This is a genomic window from Streptomyces sp. NPDC088197 (assembly GCF_044741185.1).
Lineage (GTDB): Bacteria > Actinomycetota > Actinomycetes > Streptomycetales > Streptomycetaceae > Actinacidiphila.
In genome coordinates this window covers 20,777-39,299 of the sequence record NZ_JBIUSD010000012.1, presented here as the reverse complement: position 1 = coordinate 39,299, position 18,523 = coordinate 20,777, and the positions used below count along the sequence as shown (strand labels likewise).

Sequence of the window (18,523 nt, the reverse complement as noted above, 5' to 3'; positions counted from 1 at the left end):
GCACGCGACGGCGACCGCCGACGGCGGGACCAGCGGCGGGACCGGAGACGGAACCGAAGGCGGGACCGGAGACGGAACCGAAGGCGAGAGAACCGGCTGAGCGAGCGCTCAGTCAGCTCTTGCCAAGACTGGAACACGTTCCTAGCATCATTGATGTGACATCAGAATTGTCAAACCGGGGTGCGGCGCCCGACGGCCCGCTGGCGGGCGTGCGTGTCGTCGAACTGGCCGGGATCGGTCCGGGACCGTTCGCCGCGATGCTCCTCGCCGACCTCGGCGCCGATGTCGTACGGGTGGACCGGCCGGGCGGCGCGGGCCTCGGCGTCGCGCCCGAGCACGACCTCACCAACCGCAACAAGCGCTCGGTGCTGGTCGACCTCAAGGCGGACCGGGGACCCGCGACCGTGCTCGACCTGGCCGAGCGCGCCGACATCCTCATCGAGGGCTACCGGCCCGGCGTCGCCGAGCGGCTGGGCGTCGGCCCCGACGCGTGCCTGGCCCGCAATCCGCGGCTCGTCTACGGCCGGATGACCGGCTGGGGCCAGAGCGGCCCGCTCGCCGACACCGCGGGACACGACATCGCCTACCTCGCCGTGACCGGCGCGCTCGGCATGACGGGACCGGCCGACGGACTGCCGGTCGCGCCTGCCAACCTCCTCGGCGACTACGCGGGCGGCTCCCTCTACCTGGTCACCGGCGTCCTCGCCGCCCTCCACCACGCCCGCGCGCACGGCGAGGGACAGGTCGTGGACGCCGCGATCGTCGACGGCGTCGCGCACCTCACCACGATGATCCACGCCATCCTCGCCACCGGCCGCTGGCAGGACAGGCGCGGCGCCAACCTCCTGGACGGCGGCACCCCCTTCTACGGCGTCTACGAGACCTCCGACGGCCGGTACATGGCGGTCGGCGCCCTGGAACAGCGCTTCTACGACGAATTCGTCCGGCTGCTGGAACTTGCGCCGCGGGACGCGGCCCTGCGCACGGAACCCGGCCGCTGGCACGACCTGCGCGCCGCCCTCGCGGCCCGCTTCCGCACCCGCACCCGCGACGAGTGGACACGCGTCTTCGACGGGACGGACGCGTGCGTGGCGCCCGTACTCTCGTTGGGTGAGGCCCCGCACCACCCGCACCTGGCCGCCCGCGGCACCTTCACCGAGGCGGCCGGGACCGTGCAGCCCGCGCCCGCGCCGCGCCTGTCCGCGACACCGGGCACCCTGCGCCGGCCGCCCGCGCCGCCCGGCGCGCACACCGCGGAGGTCGCCCGCGACTGGGACGCCCCCGCACTGCTGGACTGAGACCCGTACGGCAGCACCTCCCGGACACCGCGCCGGACCAGGACACCCCGCCCCACCCTCCAGAAAGGCACGACGTTGAGCACCGAGGCCTACGTCTACGACGCCGTACGCACCCCGCGCGGGCGCGGAAAGGCGAACGGATCCCTGCACGGCACCAAGCCGATCGACCTCGTCGTCGGCCTCATCCACGAACTGCGGCGCCGCTTCCCGACCCTGGACCCGGCCGCCGTCGACGACATCGTGCTCGGCGTCGTCAGCCCGATCGGCGACCAGGGCTCGGACATCGCGCGGATCGCGGCCATCGCCGCGGGCCTGCCCGACACCGTCGCGGGCGTCCAGGAGAACCGCTTCTGCGCCTCCGGGCTCGAAGCGGTCAACCTGGCGGCGGCCAAGGTGCGTTCCGGCTGGGAGGACCTGATCCTCGCGGGCGGCGTCGAGTCCATGTCGCGCGTCGCGATGGGCTCGGACGGCGGCGCCTGGGCCATGGACCCCATGACCTCGTACGAGACCGGCTTCGTGCCGCAGGGCGTCGGCGCCGACCTGATCGCCACCCTCGGCGGCTGGACCAGGCACGACGTGGACTCCTTCGCCGCGCTCTCCCAGGAACGCGCCGCGGAGGCGTGGAAGCAGGGCTACTTCGCCCGCTCCGTCGTGCCCGTGCTCGACCGCAACGGCCTCACCGTTCTGGACCACGACGAGTTCATCCGCCCCGGCACCACCCCCGAGACGCTCGCCAAGCTCAAGCCGTCCTTCGCCGACATCGGCGACCTGGGCGGCTTCGACGCCGTCGCGCTCCAGAAGTACCACTGGGTCGAGGCCATCGACCACGTCCACCACGCGGGCAACTCCTCCGGCATCGTGGACGGCGCCGCGCTCGTCGCCATCGGCAACCGCGAGATCGGCGAGCGCTACGGCCTCACCCCCCGCGCCCGGATCGTCTCGGCCGCCGTCTCCGGCTCCGAGCCGACCATCATGCTGACCGGCCCCGCCCCCGCCTCCCGCAAGGCCCTCGCCAAGGCCGGGCTGACCATCGACGACATCGACCTGATCGAGATGAACGAGGCGTTCGCCGCCGTCGTGCTGCGCTTCGCCTCCGACATGGGCGTCAGCATCGACAAGGTCAACGTCAACGGCGGCGCCATCGCGCTCGGCCACCCGCTCGGCGCGACCGGCGCGATGATCCTCGGCACCCTCATCGACGAACTGGAGCGCCGCGACCAGCGGTACGGGCTCGCCACCCTCTGCGTCGGCGGCGGCATGGGCGTCGCCACCGTCGTCGAACGTCTCTGACCCCTGCCCCCTCACGTGCCCCCTCACGGATCCAACGGAGCCCGAAGACCATGAGCGAGTCCACCACCATCCGCTGGGAGCAGGACACCGACGGCATCGTCACCCTGGTCCTGGACGACCCCGCGCAGTCCGCGAACACCATGAACGCGGCCTTCGCCGATTCCCTCGACGCCACCCTCGACCGCCTCGAAGCCGAACTCGACGGCGTGCGCGGCATCATCGTCACCTCCGCGAAGAAGACCTTCTTCGCGGGCGGCGACCTGCGCGACCTGATCCGCGCCACCCCGGAGAACGCGGCCGACGTCCTCGCCGGATCGCTGCGCATCAAGCGCCGCCTGCGCCGCCTGGAAACCCTCGGCAAGCCGGTCGTCGCGGCCATCAACGGAGCGGCGCTCGGCGGCGGTTACGAGATCGCGCTGGCCTGCCACCACCGCATCGCGCTCGACACGCCCGGCACCAAGATCGGCCTGCCCGAGGTGACGCTCGGCCTGCTGCCCGGCGGCGGCGGAGTCGTCCGCACCGTCCGGCTGCTCGGCATCGCCGACGCGCTGCTGAAGGTCCTGCTCCAGGGCCGGCAGTACGCGCCGCAGCGCGCTTTGGAGGCCGGTCTCATCCACGAGGTCGCCACCGACCGGGACGCCATGCTGGCGAGCGCGCGGGCGTACGTCCTGGCCCACCCCGACGCCCGGCAGCCCTGGGACACCCCCGGCTACAAGATCCCCGGCGGCACCCCGAAGAGTCCCGCCTTCGCGGCGAATCTGCCGGCCTTCCCCGCCAATCTGCGCAAGCAGCTCGCGGGCGCGCCCTACCCGGCGCCGCTGGCGATCCTGTCCGCCGCCGTCGAGGGCTCGCAGGTCGACATCGACACCGCCACCCTCATCGAGGCCCGCTACTTCACCGAGCTGGCCTGCGGCCGGACCTCGAAGAACATGATCCAGGCGTTCTTCTTCGACATGCAGGCCGTCAACTCCGGCGCCAGCCGTCCCGAGGGCTTCCCGGCCCGGCCGGTCACCAAGGTCGCGGTCCTCGGCGCGGGCATGATGGGCGCGGGCATCGCGTACTCCTGCGCGCGCGCCGGAATCGACGTCGTCCTCAAGGACGTCACCGCGGAGGCCGCGGAGCGTGGCAAGGCGTACTCCGTGACGCTGCTCGACAAGGCGCTGGCCAAGGGCCGCACCACCCCGCAAAAGCGGGACGCGCTGCTCGCCCGGATCACCCCGACCGCCGACCCGGCGGACCTGGCGGGCTGTGACGCCGTCATCGAGGCGGTCTTCGAGGACGCCACGCTCAAGCACAAGGTCTTCCAGGAGATCGAGCACATCGTGGCGCCCGACGCGCTGCTCTGCTCCAACACCTCCACGCTGCCCATCTCGGCGCTCGCCGAAGGCGTGCGGCGGCAGGACGACTTCATCGGCCTGCACTTCTTCTCACCGGTCGACAAGATGCCGCTGGTGGAGATCATCAAGGGCGAGCGGACCGGCGACGAGGCGCTGGCCCGCGCCTTCGACCTGGTGCGGCAGATCCGCAAGACGCCGATCGTCGTCAACGACTCGCGCGGCTTCTTCACCTCCCGCGTCATCGGCCACTTCATCAACGAGGGCGTCGCCATGGTCGGCGAGGGCGTCGCGGCGGCCTCCGTCGAACAGGCCGCGGCCCAGGCGGGTTACCCCGCCAAGGTGCTGTCGCTCCTCGACGAGCTGACGCTCACCCTGCCGCGCAAGATCCGCCGCGAGACGCGTACCGCGATCGAGGCGGAGGGCGGCCAGTGGCAGGAGCACCCGGCCGAGCGGGTCATCGACCGCATGGTGGACGAGTTCGAGCGGACCGGGCGCAGCGGCGGCGCGGGCTTCTACGACTACGCGGACGGCCGCCGTACCCGGCTGTGGCCCGGTCTTGCGGAGCATTTCGGTAAACCCGGCATCGAGATCCCGATGCGCGACATGCAGGAGCGGATGCTCTTCGCGGAGTCGCTGGACACGGTCCGGCTGCTCGAAGAAGGCGTCCTCACCTCGGTCGCCGACGCCAACATCGGCTCCATCCTCGGCATCGGCTTCCCCGCCTGGACCGGCGGCGTCCTTCAGTACATCAACGGCTACGAGGGCGGCGTCGCGGGCTTCACCGCCCGCGCGCGCGAACTGGCCGACACCTATGGCGAGCGTTTCGCACCGCCCGCGCTGCTGGTGGCGAAGGCCGAGAGCGGGGAGACGTTCACGGACGGGCGCTGAGGTGCAGGCGCTCAGGTGCTACGGGGAACGCTGCGGGTTCTGCTCGGGGTCCGGCTTCGGCGAGGGCACCGGCCAGGCCCGCAGCTCCTCCTTCAGCGACCGCTGAAAGGCGGTGACCAGCGCCTGTACGACCAGCGGCTGCATCTGGGCCGACAGTGACCGCATCCGCTCCGGGCGGTCCGGCTCCCCCACCTCGTCCAGGAAGATCCGGCCCAGCTCGTGGGCGGCGGCCCGCGCGTGCTCCAGCATCACCTCGCGCGCGGCCAGGACCGTCTCCACGGGGAAGGGCACGTCCAGCAGCCGCACCCCCAGGTGCAGGATGCCCGGATCCACCCGGAAGGCGTCGGGGTCGTCGGTCCGCTCCAGCACGTTCATGGCCGCGAGCCGGTCCAGGTCCGCGTCGTCCAGCGGGCGCCCCGCGCGGCGTTCGAGCCGCTCCCGGTCGATCTCCTGGCTGCCCTCCGGCAGCCAGGACGCCACCAGGGCGCGGTGGATCGCCAGGTCGTGGGCGCTGATGTCGGCGGGGAGCTGCTGGAGATAGCGCTCGATCGCCGCCAGGGTGAGGCCCTGGTGCTGCAACTCCTCGATCAGCGCCAGCCGGGACAGGTGCGCGGCGCCGTATCGGCCCACCCGGCGCGGACCGATGTCGGGCGGCGGGAGCAGGCCGCGGGCGCTGTAGAAGCGGACGGTGCGCACCGTCACCCCGGCGCGGGCGGCCAGCTCGTCGATGGTGAGAGCGGTCTGGGGCACCTGGACAGTATCGCTGTCGCACCAGCGCTGTGAAAGTCCTCGCACGCCGTACGGCGGACGCCTCCGCCCGGCCCCGAGCCTCGTACGCTGGCCCGCGTGCGCCTGTTCCCGCCGCCGCGCGCGGCCCTGCCGATCCTGCTCGCGTGCTCCTTGGCGTGCTGCCTGTCGTGCTCCGGCGACGGCACGGCGGCCCCCGACCGTACGGCCCCCGACCGTACGGGCCACGCCTCGGGCTCCGCCGACGTCGGGGCGCCCGGCGTCGGCGACCGGCTCTTCCCGCGGGCGGGCAACGGCGGATACGACGTCACGCACTACGGCCTCGACCTCGCGTACGACCCCGGCTCAGGAAAGCTGCGCGGCACGGCGGTCGTCACCGCCACCGCCACCCAGCCGCTCGCGCGCTTCGACCTCGACCTGTCGGGGCTCACCGTCACCCGCGTGACCGTCGACGGGCGGAGCGCCGCCGTGGACCGCGCGGACAGCGAGCTGAGGGTCACGCCCGCGACGCCGCTGCGCGACGGCGCGCGCTTCGAGACGACCGTGACGTACGAAGGCGTCCCGCCGACCCTCACCGACCCGGACGGCTCGCACGAGGGCTGGTTCCGTACCGACGACGGCGCGCTCGCCCTGGGCGAACCGGTCGGCGCCATGGCCTGGTTCCCTTCGAACAACCACCCCTCGGACAAGGCCGCCTACGACATCACCGTCACCGTCCCCCACGGTCTCACCGCCGTGTCCAACGGCGAATTGGTCGACAGCGCCGACCACGGCGGCGAGACCGCGTTCCACTGGCGCGCCGAGGAGCCGATGGCGACGTATCTGGCCACCGTCGCCATCGGGCACTTCGACATCACGCGGTCCCGTACCGGTGGCGGGGTGCCGGTCTACGTGGCGGTCGACCCGCGCTCCGACGACCCGACGACGGCGGCGGCGCTGCGCCGTATCCCGGAGATCGTGGACTGGGAGAGCGGGCTGTTCGGGCCCTATCCCTTCTCGTCCGTCGGCGCGATCGTCGACCACCTGCCGAGCGGGCGGGTCGGGTACGCGCTGGAGGCCCAGACGAAGCCGGTCTTCCCCGGCGACGGCGAGCCGGGCGACCCCGCCGTGCCGCTGGACACCCTCGTCCACGAACTGTCCCACCAGTGGTTCGGCGACTCCGTCACGCCCGCCGCCTGGCAGGACATGTGGCTCAACGAGGGCTTCGCGACCTACGCCGAGTGGCTGTGGCAGGAGCACGAAGGCGGGCGCACCGTCGAGCGGAGCGCCGCAGCGGCCCTGGCCGACCCCGCCAACAGCGCCTTCCCGCCCGCCGCGCCGCCCGGCCCCGACCGCATCTCCGACGCCCCCGTGTACGGCGGCGGCGCCCTCGTCCTCTACCAACTCCGCGAAGCCCTCGGCCCGACCGCCTTCGCCACCCTCCTCCGCACCTGGCCCGCCGCCCGCCGCCACGGCAACGCCACCACCGCCGACTTCACCGCCTTCTGCCAACGCCTCACCCCCCACGACCTCACCCCGCTGTTCACCGCCTGGCTCCACACCACCCACCACCCGTCGTCGCTTTAAGCGCGGGCGCGTTGTCAGTGGTCGCGCTTACCGTGGCGGCATGGGGGAGATCACGTATGTGCGGGGAGACGCCACCGCACCACAGGGCAAGGGCGTCAAAGTCATCGCGCATGTCTGCAACGACCTGGGCGGCTGGGGCAAGGGCTTCGTCGTCGCCGTGTCGCGCCGCTGGCCGGAGCCCGAGGCCGCCTACCGGCGCTGGCACCGCGAGCGGGCGCGCAACGACTTCGGCCTCGGCGCACTCCAGTTGGTGCGGGTCGGCAGCTATGTGTGGGTGGCCAACCTGATCGGCCAGCGCGGCATGCGCACCGGCAGCAAGGGTGTGCCGGTGCGGTACGAGGCGATCGACGCCGCCCTCGCGGCGCTCGGCGACCGGGCGTTGGAATTGGGCGCCTCCGTGCACATGCCGAGGATCGGCTGCGGTCTGGCAGGCGGGCGGTGGGCGCGGGTCGAGCCGCTGGTGACCGCGCGGCTCGTGGAACGCGGGGTGGCCGTCACGGTCTACGACCGTGACGGCTGAGCCGCCGGGGGTGCGGAAGGGGGGCGGCGGTGGGGAGTTCAGACGGCGGGGGAGCGCAGGGGGGCGCCCACGGAGTGCATGTGGGACAGGGCCTGGACGTAGGAGTCGATCAGGCCGGTCTCGGTGTAGGGGATGGACAGACGGCGGCAGTGGGCGCGCACCAGCGGCTGGGCGAGGCGCAGGTGCGGGCGGGGGAGGCTGGGGAAGAGGTGGTGTTCGACCTGGTAGTTGAGGCCGCCGAGGAACCAGTCGGTGAGCGGATTGCCGCGCACATTGCGGGAGGTGAGCACCTGACGGCGCAGATGACCCCAGCGCGAGCCCTCCTCGGGCATCTCCATGCCCTTGTGGTTGGGCGCGAAGGCACAGCCCAGGTGCAGCCCGAACAGCGCGTGGTGCACGAGGGCGAACACGACCGCCTGCCACACCGGCATCGCGAACAGCAGCAGCGCCGCGTAACCCGCCAGGTGGGCCACCAGCAGCGAGCCCTCGACCAGCCGTTGCCGCGGCTCCTGCCGCTTCAGCTCCTGGAGACTCGCCACCTTCAGGGCCAGCCCCTCCAGCAGCAGCATCGGGAAGAACAGCCGCGCCTGATGACGGGTCAGGAAGCGCGCGAAGCCCTCCCGCTCGACCGCCTGCGCCTGCGTCCACACCAGCGCGCCGACCTCGACGTCCGGATCCTTGCCCACATGGTTCGGATTGGCGTGGTGCCGATTGTGCTTGTCGGTCCACCAGCCCGCGCCCATGCCCAGCAGCAGATTGCCGTGGACGAGCCCGATCAGCCGGTTCGTCCGACGGCTCTCGGCGATCTGGTGGTGCCCGGCGTCGTGCCCGATGAACGCGGTACGCGCCCCCAGCACCGCCGCGGGCAGCGCGAGCGCCACCACCCACCACGAACCCGTCCCGCCGACCAGCACCACCGCCGACCACACCGCGGCGACGGCCACGAGATTCAGCGCGATCGACTTCGCGTAGTGGTCCACGCGCCGCCGCAGCAGCCCGGCCGCCTTGACCTCGCGCAACAGCGGCGCGAAATCACTGCCCGATCCCGATCCCGATCCCGATCCTGGTCCCGTACCGGAGTCCGCCCCCGTACCGGCGTCCGCCCCCGTACCGGCGGAGTCCGCGTCCGGGCCCGCCGTCCCGTCGGACCGCCGTCCCGGCGCGTCGATGATCGTGCTGGTCGCTGTAGCCATGGGCGCTCCTCGGGGTCCGGCGATGGCCGGTTCGACGTCCGGTGTCTGGCCTGACCGGCCACACCTCGACGCTATGGACTGCCACTGATCCCCGACCATGGCGCCATCACCCGGTTCCCCGGGGTGGCAGACCCCGGAAAAACCTGGGGATAACCCCACCTACGCGCTGCCAGGATGTCCGGCGTGACGACGAACAACACGCACGCGACCGACTGGGCGGTCGCGCCTGTACCCATCACCGGCCCCGAGGCGGCGACGCTGCTGCGCCGCTACTACACCGAGCTGGTCAGCCGCTTTTACGGCCGTCCGACGGACGACGCCGAGGTCTCCGCCGTGCTCGCGGAGGAGCCCAGCGACGATCTCGTGCCACCCACCGGAGAATTCCTCGCCGTCCGGCTCGCCGGCGCTCCTGCCCGCGGCGTACCGGTCGGCTGTGTGGGCCTGCGCGTCCTCGACGCGCACACCATGGAGCTGACCCGGATGTATGTCGGCCCCGAAGCCCGCGGCCAGGGCGTCGCGGGCCTGCTCATCGGCGCCGCGGAAACCCTCGCCCGCGACACCTTCCACGCGGACACGATCCGCCTGGACACGCGCAAGGACCTGGTGGAGGCCCGTGCGCTGTACGCCAAGCACGGCTACAGGGAGATCGCCCGCTACAACACGAGCCCATACGCGGACCACTGGTTCGAAAAGCGGCTGCGGTGAGCTGATTCGGCGGGGACAGGGCCTGGTGCGGGGGCCACTGTCAACAGCCTCACCGCACCCGCACAACGAGCCGGAACCGCGCATCGTTCCCGCCGCCCGCGGCCGGTCGCGGGCGGGTGACGTCTAACATGCAGTGAACAGCCGAGCACACGAGGAGCGAGATCATCAGCGGTAACGGATCGGTCGAGCGCAGGATCGCCGAGGAACTGGGCGTACGCGAAGGGCAGGTGCGCTCCGCCGTCGAACTGCTCGACGGCGGAGCGACCGTGCCGTTCATCGCGCGGTACCGCAAGGAAGCCACCGGCACCCTGGACGACGCGCAACTGCGCGCTCTCGAGGAGCGGTTGCGCTACCTGCGCGAGCTGGACGAACGGCGCGCGGCCGTCCTGGAGTCCATCGAGTCCCAGGGCAAGCTGGACGACGCGCTGAAGGCGCAGATCATGGCCGCCGACTCCAAGGCGCGCCTGGAGGACATCTACCTGCCCTTCAAGCCCAAGCGCCGCACCAAGGCCCAGATCGCCCGCGAGGCGGGTCTGGAACCGCTGGCCGACCTGCTGCTGGCCGATCCGGAGACCGACCCGCAGGCCGAGGCCGCGAAGTACGTCTCCTCAGACAAGGGCGTTGAGGACCCGGCGGCGGCGCTCGAGGGCGCGCGCTCCATCCTCACCGAGCGCTTCTCCGAGGACGCCGACCTGGTCGGCGAGCTGCGCACCCGGATGTGGACGCGCGGCAGGCTCGTCGCGAAGGTGCGCGAGGGCAAGGAGGAGCCGGGCGCCAAATTCTCCGACTACTTCGACTTCGCCGAGCCCTTCACCAAGCTCCCCTCGCACCGCGTGCTGGCCATGCTCCGCGGCGAGAAGGAGGAGATCCTCGACCTCACCCTGGAGCCGGAGGAGCCCACCGAGGGACCGTCCAGCTTCGAGCGGCGGATCGCGCAGAACTTCGACATCGCCGACCGCGGACGCCCCGCCGACAAATGGCTCGGCGACACCGTGCGCTGGGCCTGGCGCACCCGCTTCCTGGTCCGCCTCGGGATCGACCTGCGCGTCCAGCTCCGCCAGGAGGCCGAGGACGAGGCGGTACGGGTCTTCGCCGCGAATCTCCGCGACCTGCTCCTCGCCGCGCCCGCGGGCACCCGCGCCACCATGGGCCTGGACCCCGGCCTGCGCACGGGCGTCAAGGTCGCCGTGGTCGACGACACCGGCAAGGTGGTCGCCACCGACACGATCTACCCGCACGTGCCGCGCAACAAGTGGGACGAGTCGCTGGCCACCCTCGCCCGGCTCGCGAAGGCCCACCGCGTCGACCTGATTGCCATCGGCAACGGCACGGCCTCCCGCGAGACCGACAAGCTCGCCGCCGACCTGATCAAGCTGCACCCCGATCTGAAGCTCACCAAGGCCGTCGTCTCCGAGGCGGGCGCCTCGGTCTACTCCGCCTCGGCCTACGCCTCCGCCGAACTCCCCGAGCTCGACGTGTCCCTGCGCGGCGCCGTCTCCATCGCCCGCCGCCTCCAGGACCCGCTCGCCGAACTGGTGAAGATCGACCCGCGCTCGATCGGCGTCGGCCAGTACCAGCACGACCTGTCGGAGCTGAAGCTCTCCCGCTCCCTGGACGCGGTCGTCGAGGACTGCGTCAACGGCGTCGGCGTGGACGTCAACACCGCGTCCGTACCGCTGCTGCGCCGCGTCTCGGGCATCACCGAGGGCCTGGCGGGCAACATCGTCGCCCACCGCGACGCCAACGGACCCTTCCGTACCCGCAAGGACCTCAAGGAGGTCGCGCGGCTCGGCCCTAAGGCGTACGAGCAGTGCGCGGGCTTCCTGCGGATCGTGGACGGCGACGACCCGCTGGACGCCTCCAGCGTGCACCCCGAGTCGTATCCGGTGGTGCGGCGGATCAGCGGCACCGCGAAGACCGACATCAAGTCGCTGATCGGCAACGGCCCGGTGCTGCGGACGCTGCGCCCGCAGGACTTCGTGGACGACTCCTTCGGTCTGCCGACCGTCACCGACATCCTCGCCGAGCTGGAGAAGCCGGGCCGCGACCCGCGTCCGGCCTTCAAGACCGCCACCTTCAAGGACGGCGTCGAGGAGATGAAGGACCTCAGGCCGGGGATGATCCTCGAAGGCGTCGTCACCAATGTCGCCGCCTTCGGCGCCTTCGTGGACGTCGGCGTCCACCAGGACGGCCTGGTCCATGTCTCCGCGCTCTCCGACACCTTCGTGTCCGACCCGCGCGAGGTCGTCAAGCCCGGTGACATCGTCCGCGTGAAGGTGCTGGACGTCGACCTGCCGCGCAAGCGGATCTCGCTGACGCTGCGCCTGGACGACGAGCCGGGCGCAGGGCGCCAACAGGGCGGCGGCGGGGCCGGTGGCGGCGGCGAGCGCCGCAGCGGACCGCCCCGGCAGGGCGGCGGCCAGGGCCAGAACCGACAGGGCGGCCAGGGCCAGAACCGGCAAGGCGGCAGGCAGGGCCAGGGCGGCGGCCAGGGCCAGGGCGGCGGACGCCGCGGCGGCGGTCAACAGCCCGCGCCCGGCGGCGCGATGGCCGACGCCCTGCGCAGGGCGGGCCTGACCGGCAACAAGTAGCCGACGACGTACGACCGTTGAGGCGGCGGGGCCAGCACCTCCGCACACCCCCCTGCCGCCTCAGCCGTCCCAGGACCTTGCGTACGCCCCCTGTTGACGTGGCCTGGTCAGGCGCTAGCCTCTGGCGTGCTCTCCCTCACGCGGGCTGCCCGCTTCCAGTGGATATCCGTGGTGGTGGCGGTACTCGCCGCCCTGGCCGCCGTACTCACCGCTCCGTCCTCCGCGTACGCCGGTACCCCCGGCGGCGCAGGAGGCGGAACCGTACGGCACGGTCTCAGCCAACCCGACTACTCCTACGCCAACGCGATCCGCGAGGCCGTCTGGGTGGACACCGGTCTCGACGGTGACGGCGACGGCCGCACCGACCGGGTCGCGGTGGACATCGTCCGCCCCTCGGAGCCCGCCGCCGCCGGGCGCAAGGTCCCCGTGATCATGGACGCGAGCCCGTACTACTCCTGCTGCGGACGCGGCAACGAGAGCCAGCTCAAGACCTATGACGCCAACGGGAACATCGTCCAGGCCCCGCTGTTCTACGACAACTACTTCGTGCCCCGCGGCTACGCGACCGTCCTGGTCGACCTCGCGGGCACCGACCGCTCAGACGGCTGCGTGGACGTCGGCGGCCCCTCCGACGTGCGGTCCGCGAAGGCCGTCGTCGACTGGCTCAACGGCCGCGCCCGCGGCTACAGCGCCCGCTCCGGCGGCCACGCGGTCTCGGCGGGCTGGACCAATGGCAATGTCGGCATGATCGGCAAGAGCTGGGACGGCACCATCGCCAACGGCGTCGCCGCCACCGGGGTGCGCGGCCTGAAGACCATCGTGCCGATCAGCTCCATCTCCTCCTGGTACGACTACTACTTCCACCAGGGCGCGGCGCTCCAGGACGGCCCCGAGTGGCTGTCGGACTACGTCGAGAGCGACAGCGCGCACGCCAACTGCGCCGCCGCCCAGCAGAAGATCATCGGCGGCTCGCCGCGCAGCGGGGACTGGACGCCGTTCTGGACCGCGCGGGACTACGTGAAGGACGCGGGCAAGGTACGGGCCAGCGTCTTCGCCGTGCAGGGCATGCAGGACCTCAACGTCCGCACCAAGCACTTCGGCCAGTGGTGGCAGGCGCTCGCCGCGCACGGCGTCGAGCGCAAGGTGTGGCTGTCGCAGACCGGCCACGTCGACCCCTTCGACTACCGGCGCACCGACTGGGTCCCCACCCTCCAGCGCTGGTTCGACCACTATCTGCTGGGCGTCGACAACGGCATCCAGCGGCAGCCGATGGCCGACATCGAGCGCACCGTCGACCACTGGACCACCGACCGCGTGTGGCCGCCCGCCACGACCCGCACCACCTCGCTCAGCCTGAGCCCGACGGCCACCGACGGCCTGGGCACGCTCGGCACCCGGCACGCCGGGCCCGGCAGCACCGAGTCGTTCACCGACGACCCGAATCTGTGGGAGGAGGACTGGGCGGCGGCGGCCGACACCGCGACCGCGGCCAAGACCGTCTTCACCACCGGGACGCTCGCCAAGGACCTGCGGCTGTCCGGCGGCGGCACCTTCACCGTGACCGCCACCTCGTCCACCACCAGCGCGCACCTGTCGGCGGTCCTGGTCGACCTCGGGCCGGCCACCATCCGTGACTTCCTCGGCAACGGCGAGGGCATCACCACCCTGGCCACCCGCTCCTGCTACGGGGAGAGCACCGCGGGCGACAGCGCCTGCTACCTCGACACCGCCGCCGACACCACGACCGTCGACCACACGGTCTTCAGCCGCGGCTGGGCCGACCTCGGGCACTACGCGTCGCTCTCCCACGGCGTGCCGCTCACCCCGGGCAAGCCGTACACGATGACCGTCCAGCTCGCGGCCACCGACCACGTCGTACCGGCGGGGCACCGGCTCGCGCTGATCGTCGCGGGCACCGACGGCGGCCTCATCCTGCCGCCCGACACGACCCCCAAGGTCACCGTCGACCTGTCGCACTCCGTGCTGAGGCTGCCGCTGGTCGGCGGTTCCGGCGCGCTGTCGACCCGTGCGGGCGCGGCGCCCCGCGGCAAGGCCGCGCTGACCCCCGCTCCGGCGCCCTCCGTGGCCCCGGCCGCCCGGCTGGGCTGACGCCCGGCCTGGTTCCCCCCGCGTCCCGGCGTTACGGTTACAGGGATACGGCCCTCGGGACGCGGGGGGAACCACGGTTGTCCGCGGCGCGTTCTCCTGGGTAGAAGCGGTGAGGGCGCGGCGCTTGCCGCCGTGAACGGAGGCGGGGAAATGTCGAATCGCGCGAAGATCGTCATCGGTGGCGTGGCGTTGGGTCTGTTCCTGTGGATCTGGATCCCCTTCTGGGCTGTCGTCCTGGTCATCGTGGGCGTGCCCGCGATCGCCTACTTCTCCCTCGACTCCTCGCAGCGGCGTCGGCTGCGGCGCGTGAGCCGTCGGCAAATAGGTCGCTGACCTGGTACGACCCCCGATAGTGTGCCGCTGCGACCAGGGCACCGAAGCCGGGCGAACACGTCCCGTTCCCGTGTCGCCGCGGCACGAGAGGGCCTGATCAGACGATGGCGACGGACATCCGGTCCACCCAGGACCTGCTCGACCACACCGGGGACCGGCTGAAGTATCTGTACTTCTGGGGCCACCGCCCGCAGCGCGACGGAAGCGTCGGTGCCGGCTGCCTCAGCCAGTGGTGGCCCGCGCCCTTCACCGTCGACGGCGTCACCTACGCGACCGCCGAGCACTGGATGATGGCGGGCAAGGCCCGGCTCTTCGACGACCCCGACGCCGAGCGGCGGGCTGTCGCGGCGGGCCACCCGAAGACCGCCAAGAGCGTCGGCCGCACCGTCCGCGGCTTCGACCAGGCCGTGTGGGAAGCGGAGCGCTTCGGCCTGGTCATCGAAGGCAATGTCCAGAAATTCCGGCAGCACCCCGACCTGCTGGCCTACCTGCTCGGCACCGGGGGCCGCGTCCTGGTCGAGGCCAGTCCGATGGACCGGGTCTGGGGCATCGGACTGGCCGCCGACGACGAGCGCGCCGCGGACCCGGCCACCTGGCGCGGGCTGAATCTGCTGGGCTTCGCCTTGATGGAGGCGAGGGCCCGGCTGGCCTCGGAGGGCTGATCCCGTGAGCCCGGCCGGCGGCGGAGGGACCCTCCGCCGCCGGTCGGGCCGGTCGGGCTACTTCAGGTACGGGCCGTCCGTACCGATCTTGCCGGGCGCCGCGTTCTTGCCGCCCAGGTCGAGCACGTACACCCGCATGTCGCCCTTGCCGGGCGCCGCGACGGCCAGCGTCCCGTCCGTCACGGTCCGCACGTCACCCGAGACGGCGTCCACGTAACGGCCGTTGGGGACGCCGCTGAAGGACGCCGCGTCCGTCACCGTCACCAGCGCGAAGCTGTCGACGCCCGACGCGGTGTCGGTGTAACGGCGCTTGAACGACATGCCGCCGCCGTTCACCCCCTCGGTGCTGTACTGGCCCATCTGCAACGCCGGAATGGCGCGCCGGATCAGATTCAGCCGTTGGAGGTGTTTGACCAGAGGCTGCGCCAAGGTGGTGGCCACCGCCCCCGAGGCACTGTCGACCTTCCCGAACTCCGAGGCCGTCACCGTGCCCGCCACATGGTCGCCGTAGTACGCGCGCCCCGTCGTCGCCAGCGGGCAGCTCGGCCCGCAGTCGATCGTCTTCCCGGCCTGGAACTGGATCTCCGACCCGTAGTAGAGCGTCGGAATGCCGCGGAAGGTCCACATCAGCGCCATGTTCTCGGCCCACGCGTCCTGTCCGCCGGTGTAGCGCACCGACGACTTGTTGGGACCGTAGTCGTGGCTGTCGACATAGACGACGTTGTACGTGGCGTCGTTCGTCGAGTCGTCCGAGTCCTTGCCGTTGTTGAAGGCGTTGTGCGCGTCACCGAAATTCATGTGCATGCGCATGTCGATGATGTTCATCCCGGAGAATTTGCTGTGGTCCGGGGTGTGATACGCGTTCCCTTCCAGGAAGGCGTTCGCGGACGTCGGCTGGTTTCCGGTGCCGAGCTGCTCCTCGTAGTTGTACTGCTCGATCGACGCGGTGGCGTCGTCCGCGCTGTACTCCTTGCGCTCCTTCCAGGTGTAGAACTGCGCCGAGTGGTTGACCGATCCGCGGTTCCACTTGTCGTTGACGAAAGCGCCGACCTCACCGAAGACGAAGAAGTTCCGCGCCTTGTCGGGACCCCAGTCCTGGACCTCGCGCTGCTGGATCGCGGGCAGGAAACGCCGGTTCCAGGTGACGCGCGGAATGTGCACGGCGGTGTCCACGCGGAAGCCGTCCACCCCCATGTCGATGTACTTGTTGTACGCGCCGATCAGATAGTTCTGCACCTGCGCGTTCTCGGTGTTGAAGTCCGCGAGGTCGTCGGCGAGCCAGCAGGAACGCGAGTCCTCGCCCTCCCAGTTGCCGATCCAGCACTGGTGGTAGAGCGACGCGGGGAACATCTTCGACGTGGGGTTCGGCCACTGGCAGTTGTAGATCGTGTAGCCCTCGGGGCTCTTCTGCCCCGTTGGCTTGCCCCAGTTCAGGCACGTATTGCCGGACGGCTCGGCCGTGGACCACAGATCGCCGTTGTAGTACGACTTGCCGGTCTTGGGATCGATCGTCAGACCGTCGTACTCGAAGCCCTGCTCCTTCTCGTCGTAGTACCACGACCACTGCGAGTCCCTGACGCCGTAGACCGTCGGCACGAACAGCCCCTTGGCGCCCCACCGGGAACTGTGGTTGTAGACCACGTCCTGGTAGATCTTGATCCCCTTGGCGTGAGCCGCGTTGATCAGATCCTGATACGACGCCCCGGCCGATTCCAGGCGCGGGTCGACCCGGTAGAAGTCCCAGCCGTGGTAACCGTGGTAGTCGTAGTCGCTGCGGTTGAGCACCACGGGCGTGATCCAGATCGCCGAGAAACCGAGCGCCTTGATGTAGTCGAGCTTCTGCACCAGGCCCTTGAAGTCACCTCGGAACATCGGGTCGTTGTTGGCCGCGTTCCCCGACGCCACGTGCTGGTTGCCGCCGCGGTCGTTGCTCGTGTCGCCGTCGTAGAAGCGTGCGGTGAGCACGAAGTAGATCGGGTCCTTGCGCGGGTCGGTGCCGATCGGTGTGCCCGGAGTCGCGGGCGGCGGCGCGTGGCCGGTGGTCGCCCGAGCCGGAGCGGAGGCGGCGGAGATGTTGCCCGCCGCGTCCAGCGCCTGGACGGTGTACGTGTAGGCGGTGTCCGCCTCCAGGCCGGATTCGGAGAAGACGGTCGAGCCGACACTGGTGACGATCGTGCCCTTGGTGCCGCCGGTCCTGGTGACCCGGTAGCCCGTGACCCCGGTGTCGTCGGTCGACGGATTCCAGGTCACCACGATCGAGGTGTCGGTCGCGGTCGCCTTCACCGTGCCGGGGACGGTCGGCGGCGTCGTGTCGGGGACGACGGCCGCGCAGGGATCGGCCGCGTTGGCCGTGACCTTGGTGTCCTTGACGGTGCTGACGCCCTTGGACAGCGCGTAGTTGGCGCCGTTGTTGTTGTCCCAGGTGCCGTTGCCGTTGTTGAAGGTGGCGGCGAGCCCCGCGGCCGTGCCGAGGTCGACGGTCTTCTTCACCCAGCCGGTGCAGGCCGCCTCCATGCCGATGCCCGGCACGGTCGTCCACGCGCCGCCGGTCGGCGCGTAGTGCAGATTGACGGTGGTCCAGCCGACGGTCGCGGTGGAGTAGAAGACGGTGGCCGAGGTGCCGGACGGGCTGCCCGTCTCGCCGCCGCCCGGGTCCCCGCCGCTCGCGCACGGGTCGCTGTGGGCGATGGCGCCGTTGTTGACGGTGATGGTGCCGGTGCCCAGGGCGTAGTTCTTGCCGCCGTTGTTGTCCCAGGTGCCCTGGCCGTTGTTGAAGGTCGCCTGCCAGCCGGTGGCCGCGCCGAGGTCGACGGTCTTCTTCACCCAGCCGGTGCAGGCGCTCTGCATGGCGACGCCGGGCACAGTCGTCCAGGTCCCGCCGTCGGGCGCCCAGTGCAGGTTGTACGACGACCAGTTGGTCGTCGCGGTGGAGTAGTAGACGGTTGCGGTGTTCGAGCCCGCCGCCGAGGCGGCGTGCGCGGAACCGGTGGACAGGGAGGGGAGCAGGGTCGCCAGGAGTCCCAAGACGACAGCCACCACGGCTGTCAGCGGACCTGGTCGATATCTGTGGCGCGAAGCGACGGTCACGTCGTGCTCCTCGGACGGGGCCGCGAGGGCGGCCGGTGGAGGAAGCCGTACGTCCGCGCGCCACGGAACGAACGGCCGGATAAATTGCGCAAGTTGCTGCAACAAGTTGCTGCGAGAACGGTCGTGAGATTACTGGGACATGTCATGGACGTAAAGAGGTCTGACGGGGTTGCGTTCCCGGGTCCCGCCGCGCCGCC

At 71.3% G+C, this 18,523-nt stretch carries 13 protein-coding genes; 10 read left to right on the top strand and 3 right to left on the bottom strand.

The features are described 5' to 3' along the window. The first annotated feature begins 167 nt into the window (after nt 1-167). The 3 genes from ACIOC1_RS25805 (at nt 168) to ACIOC1_RS25795 (ending at nt 4,813) form a co-directional block, all read left to right on the top strand. A complete protein-coding gene (locus ACIOC1_RS25805; protein WP_401856569.1) occupies nt 168-1,298 on the top strand; it encodes a CaiB/BaiF CoA transferase family protein in 1,131 nt (376 codons plus the stop codon). A gap of 75 nt (nt 1,299-1,373) precedes the next feature. After that, nucleotides 1,374-2,588, top strand: a complete 1,215-nt coding sequence (locus ACIOC1_RS25800; RefSeq protein WP_355346683.1) for an acetyl-CoA C-acetyltransferase — start codon at nt 1,374-1,376, stop codon at nt 2,586-2,588. A gap of 50 nt (nt 2,589-2,638) precedes the next feature. Further along, complete coding sequence (locus ACIOC1_RS25795; protein ID WP_401856494.1) at nt 2,639-4,813, top strand: 3-hydroxyacyl-CoA dehydrogenase NAD-binding domain-containing protein; 2,175 nt, start codon at nt 2,639-2,641, stop codon at nt 4,811-4,813. Between the two features lie 18 nt (nt 4,814-4,831). On the opposite strand, the gene ACIOC1_RS25790 is transcribed toward ACIOC1_RS25795, so the two are convergent. Then, nucleotides 4,832-5,563 carry a MerR family transcriptional regulator gene (locus ACIOC1_RS25790; RefSeq protein WP_401856493.1) on the bottom strand — a complete coding sequence of 244 codons (732 nt, stop codon included), beginning with the start codon at nt 5,561-5,563 and terminating at the stop codon, nt 4,832-4,834. A 96-nt stretch (nt 5,564-5,659) separates the two neighbouring features. Between ACIOC1_RS25790 and ACIOC1_RS25785 the strand changes: the two genes are divergently transcribed. Together ACIOC1_RS25785 and ACIOC1_RS25780 are read left to right on the top strand one after the other, a co-directional pair. Further along, nucleotides 5,660-7,126 (top strand): M1 family metallopeptidase, encoded by a 1,467-nt coding sequence (locus ACIOC1_RS25785; protein ID WP_401856492.1) that lies wholly within the window; start codon nt 5,660-5,662, stop codon nt 7,124-7,126. A 40-nt stretch (nt 7,127-7,166) separates the two neighbouring features. Then, entirely contained in the window at nt 7,167-7,646 is a 480-nt protein-coding gene (locus ACIOC1_RS25780; protein WP_391045717.1) for a macro domain-containing protein, read from the top strand. Between the two features lie 38 nt (nt 7,647-7,684). On the opposite strand, the gene ACIOC1_RS25775 is transcribed toward ACIOC1_RS25780, so the two are convergent. After that, nucleotides 7,685-8,839 (bottom strand): fatty acid desaturase family protein, encoded by a 1,155-nt coding sequence (locus ACIOC1_RS25775; protein ID WP_401856491.1) that lies wholly within the window; start codon nt 8,837-8,839, stop codon nt 7,685-7,687. A 183-nt stretch (nt 8,840-9,022) separates the two neighbouring features. Between ACIOC1_RS25775 and ACIOC1_RS25770 the strand changes: the two genes are divergently transcribed. The 5 genes from ACIOC1_RS25770 to ACIOC1_RS25750 all read left to right on the top strand — a co-directional run bounded on the left by ACIOC1_RS25770 (nt 9,023) and on the right by ACIOC1_RS25750 (nt 15,239). Beyond that, entirely contained in the window at nt 9,023-9,544 is a 522-nt protein-coding gene (locus ACIOC1_RS25770) for a GNAT family N-acetyltransferase (RefSeq protein ID WP_391045712.1), read from the top strand. Between the two features lie 164 nt (nt 9,545-9,708). Further along, the gene (locus ACIOC1_RS25765; RefSeq protein ID WP_401856568.1) at nt 9,709-12,135 is read left to right on the top strand and encodes a Tex family protein; all 2,427 of its coding nucleotides are present in this window, start codon (nt 9,709-9,711) and stop codon (nt 12,133-12,135) included. Between the two features lie 126 nt (nt 12,136-12,261). Continuing rightward, nucleotides 12,262-14,244, top strand: a complete 1,983-nt coding sequence (locus tag ACIOC1_RS25760) for a Xaa-Pro dipeptidyl-peptidase (protein ID WP_401856490.1) — start codon at nt 12,262-12,264, stop codon at nt 14,242-14,244. A gap of 150 nt (nt 14,245-14,394) precedes the next feature. After that, nucleotides 14,395-14,577, top strand: coding sequence for a hypothetical protein (locus tag ACIOC1_RS25755; RefSeq protein ID WP_188284361.1), 183 nt, complete (start codon nt 14,395-14,397; stop codon nt 14,575-14,577). 104 nt (nt 14,578-14,681) lie between these two features. Beyond that, nucleotides 14,682-15,239: an NADAR family protein gene (locus ACIOC1_RS25750; protein ID WP_401856489.1), complete on the top strand. Its 558-nt coding sequence runs from the start codon at nt 14,682-14,684 to the stop codon at nt 15,237-15,239. A gap of 57 nt (nt 15,240-15,296) precedes the next feature. Here ACIOC1_RS25750 and ACIOC1_RS25745 read toward each other — a convergent pair whose 3' ends face one another. Then, nucleotides 15,297-18,287 (bottom strand): carbohydrate binding domain-containing protein, encoded by a 2,991-nt coding sequence (locus tag ACIOC1_RS25745; RefSeq protein WP_391163276.1) that lies wholly within the window; start codon nt 18,285-18,287, stop codon nt 15,297-15,299. Between the last annotated feature and the right edge of the window lie 236 nt (nt 18,288-18,523).